Origin of the sequence: Dietzia sp. HMSC21D01 (assembly GCF_001815995.1) — a bacterium.
Classification (GTDB): domain Bacteria; phylum Actinomycetota; class Actinomycetes; order Mycobacteriales; family Mycobacteriaceae; genus Dietzia; species Dietzia cinnamea.
The window spans coordinates 1-3,053 of record NZ_KV823777.1; the positions used below are offsets into that span (position 1 = coordinate 1).

Here is a 3,053-nt window from a genome sequence, read left to right on the forward strand (position 1 = left end):
TGGCGCGGGCGCAGGGGTGCGTTGCGGCGTGAGCACCCTGCCCGACGGCTGCGGCGCGTGGCTGCGCGTGCTGGGCCGCGGCCAGGAGAACGTCGAGGCGGCCGTGCGGGCGGTGTGGTCCGCGGCCCGAGAGCACCTGCTCGGTGCGCCAGCGCTCGACCTGCGCAAGAGTTGACCGCGGCGGGCATTCCACTTTCCCGCCCGGCGGGCATTCCACTTTCCCGCCCGGCGGGCATTCCGGCATCGTATCCGCCCCGAGTTGCGCTGGCGCCCTGACGTGCGCTGGCTGAATGGTCCATTCTCCCAGCGCTAGCGGGCCGAAACCGTTCATAGCGCCAGCGCGAGTCGAAGAGGCAGCGTATCCGGAGGGGGTTGTGATGCCGGAATGTCCGCGCCCGCCGCGCAACTGCCGGACAGTCGCCATCCTGCCCGCCGCGCAGCTGCCGGGCAGTCGCCCATCCTGCCCGCCGCACGGTCGCCGGGGCGGCCGACCCGTACTGACGGAGGCGCCCCCGGCGCGTCACGCAGCGTTCACACAACGCCGGTAGAGGCAACGGTGGTGAAACACCGGCGACTCAGCTGACTCACATGATGTCCATACCTTTATGCGCATCGCGCTTCGAGCCCCGCAGCCCGCGGGAGACCTCGACAGCCGGTCAGTGAAGGTCAGGTCAAACACGTGAACTCCACCTCCCTCTTCTCCGGTCGCACCCGCACCCGGCGCGCACTGGCCACCGCCGGGCTTGTCATCCTCGGCGCGGGCGCGCTCACCGCGTGCGGCAGCAAGACCAGCGACACAGCCGCGGCCGCCGCCGAATCCTGCGTCGACACCTCCGGGGACACCATCAAGGTCGGCTCGCTGCACTCCCTGTCCGGGACCATGGCCATCTCCGAGAAGACCGTGCGCGACTCGGTGGCCCTGGCGATCGAGCAGATCAACGCCGAGGGCGGGGGGCTGGGCAAGCAGATCGAACCCGTGGTGGAGGACGGCGCCTCCGACCCCGCCGTGTTCGCCGAGAAGGCGCAGAAGCTCATCACCAGTGACTGCGTGGCCGCGATCTTCGGCGGCTGGACCTCCTCCTCGCGCAAGGCGATGCTGCCCGTGGTCGAGGACGCCAACGCGTTGCTCTACTACCCGGTGCAGTACGAGGGCCTCGAGGCGTCGGAGAACATCTTCTACACCGGCGCCACCACCAACCAGCAGATCGTCCCCGCCCTGGAGTACCTCAAGGAGCAGGGCGTGGAGTCCATGTACCTCGTGGGCTCGGACTACGTCTTCCCGCAGACCGCCAATCGCGTCATCAAGGCGTGGGCCGAGGCCAACGAGGTCGAGATCCTCGGCGAGGACTACACCCCGCTCGGCTCGACCGACTTCTCGACCATCGTCAACAAGGTGCGTACCGCCAACCCGGACGCCGTGTTCAACACGCTCAACGGCGACTCCAACGTGGCGTTCTTCCGCGAGTACTCCAACGCCGGCCTGTCCGCCGAGGACACCCCGGTGGTGAGCGTGTCGATCGCCGAGGAGGAGGTCCAGGGCATCGGCGCCGCGAATATTGACGGCCAGCTGACCTCGTGGAACTACTACCAGACGATCGACTCGCCGGAGAACACCGCGTTCGTCGACGCGTTCAAGGCGAAGTACGGCGCGAACCGCGTCACCTCCGATCCCATGGAAGCCGCCTACACCTCCGTCTTCCTGTGGAAGAACACGGTCGAGAAGGCGAACTCCTTCGCCGTCGACGCCATTCAGGACGCTGCCGACGGCGTCACCTTCGACGCCCCCGAGGGCACCGTGACCATCAACGGCGACAACAACCACATCTCCAAGACCGCCATCGTCGGCGAGATCCGCCCCGACGGCCTGATCTACGAGGTCTGGACCTCCGGCGAGCCCATCGAGCCCGACCCGTTCCTCGAGACCTACGACTGGGCCGGCGAGCTGTCCGGCAACTGACGCCCGCTCGATCCGACCCGCCCGGCCCGCCCGAACCCCCCGCTCCCGCCCGGCCCTGAACCGGGGCCGGGGGCGGGGAAGGGCGGGGCCCGCCAGAAAGGAGCCGGTGTGGACATCCTCATCGGACAACTCGCGACCGGATTGAGCATCGGCTCCATCCTCCTACTCGCCGCGCTCGGCCTGTCTTTGACTTTCGGGCAGATGGGCGTCATCAACATGGCGCACGGCGAGTTCATCATGGCCGGCTGCTACACCGCCTACGTCGTACAGCAGATCATGGCCGCCTCCGGCGCCGGCCTCGCCCTGTCGCTCGTGCTGGGGTTCGTGGTGGGCGGCCTGCTCGGGGTGCTGCTCGAGGTGACGCTCATCCGCCGCCTCTACGCCCGTCCGCTCGACACCCTGCTGGTGACGTTCGGCGTGGGCCTGGTGCTGCAGCAGATCGCTCGCGACATCTGGGGCGCCCCCGCCGTCAACGTGGCGGTGCCCGACTTCCTGCGCGGCAGCGTCGAATTGCTGGGCGCGTCCGTGCCGCTGACCCGCGTGTTCATTTTCGTCCTGGCGATCGCGTGCGTCGCGGCTGTGATGGCCGCCATGAAGTTCACGCCCATGGGTCGGCGCATCCGCGCCGTCACCCTCAACCGTGACCTCGCCGAATCGTCCGGCATCAGCTCCCGCCGCACCGACATCACCACGTTCTTCATCGGCTCCGGTCTCGCCGGCGTGGCGGGCGTGGCGCTCACCCTCATCGGCTCGACCAGCCCCACGATCGGCCAGTCGTATCTGATCGACGCGTTCCTCGTGGTGGTCGTGGGCGGACTGGGCCAGCTGCGGGGCGCGGTGATCGCCGCGTTCGCGCTGGGGGTCCTGCACTCGTTCTTCGAATATTCCACCACCGCCTCGGTGGCCAAGGTCCTCGTCTTTGTCGCCATCATCTTCTTCCTGCAGGTGCGACCGCAGGGCCTGTTCGCCGTCAAGACCAGGAGCCTGGCATGACCAAGACCATCTCCGTCACCCGAGCGGCTGGCGGCGCCGACTCCGCCGACTCCGCTGCCACCACCGCCCCCGATCCCGCCGCCGCGCCGCCCCGGCGCACCCG

At 68.9% G+C, this 3,053-nt stretch carries 2 protein-coding genes; both read left to right on the forward strand.

Annotation, left to right across the window (positions count from 1 at the left end):
* Window positions 1-727 precede the first annotated feature (727 nt).
* Window positions 728-1,957: an urea ABC transporter substrate-binding protein gene (gene urtA / locus HMPREF3086_RS03925; RefSeq protein ID WP_141763982.1), complete on the forward strand. Its 1,230-nt coding sequence runs from the start codon at window positions 728-730 to the stop codon at window positions 1,955-1,957.
* 108 nt (window positions 1,958-2,065) lie between these two features.
* Window positions 2,066-2,950, forward strand: a complete 885-nt coding sequence (urtB, locus tag HMPREF3086_RS03930) for an urea ABC transporter permease subunit UrtB (RefSeq protein WP_061914954.1) — start codon at window positions 2,066-2,068, stop codon at window positions 2,948-2,950.
* Window positions 2,951-3,053 lie beyond the last annotated feature (103 nt).